Origin of the sequence: Polaromonas sp. UBA4122, from assembly GCA_002381615.1 — a bacterium.
Lineage (GTDB): Bacteria > Pseudomonadota > Gammaproteobacteria > Burkholderiales > Burkholderiaceae_C > Polaromonas.
This window is the reverse complement of the sequence record DFWY01000072.1, coordinates 4,491-4,798: the sequence shown is the minus strand read 5'-3', so window position 1 is coordinate 4,798 and position 308 is coordinate 4,491. Positions and strand designations below refer to the sequence as shown.

Here is a 308-nt window from a genome sequence, read left to right as displayed (position 1 = left end):
GTCTTTCCAGGTGCCCTGAAACACCTTGCCGCAGGAGCCTTCCACCATTTCACCGTTCCAGGTGCCGGTGATGCTGACTTTGTCGGAGGACTCGTCGAGCAGCAGCAAGCCCTCGTCCAGGTCGCCAGCGAGCAGCGCTTTGCTGGCATGGCCTGCGATGGCTTTGGACCCCTCTGCGGCGCCCAAGTCGCGGCTGACGATCCCGGCCAGGCTTTCCGAGAATTCGGCATGCCGCTCTAGCAGCATCATGGCGCGCGCTGGCAGCCCGGCCGGTGGTTTGCTAAAGCGCACCGCCCACAGCCCGTGCA

1 pseudogene is annotated in these 308 nt (G+C 64.9%); it reads right to left on the bottom strand.

From position 1 onward, the window contains the following. Positions 1–308: pseudogene (locus B3F77_RS09380) on the bottom strand (hypothetical protein); the annotation flags it as partial.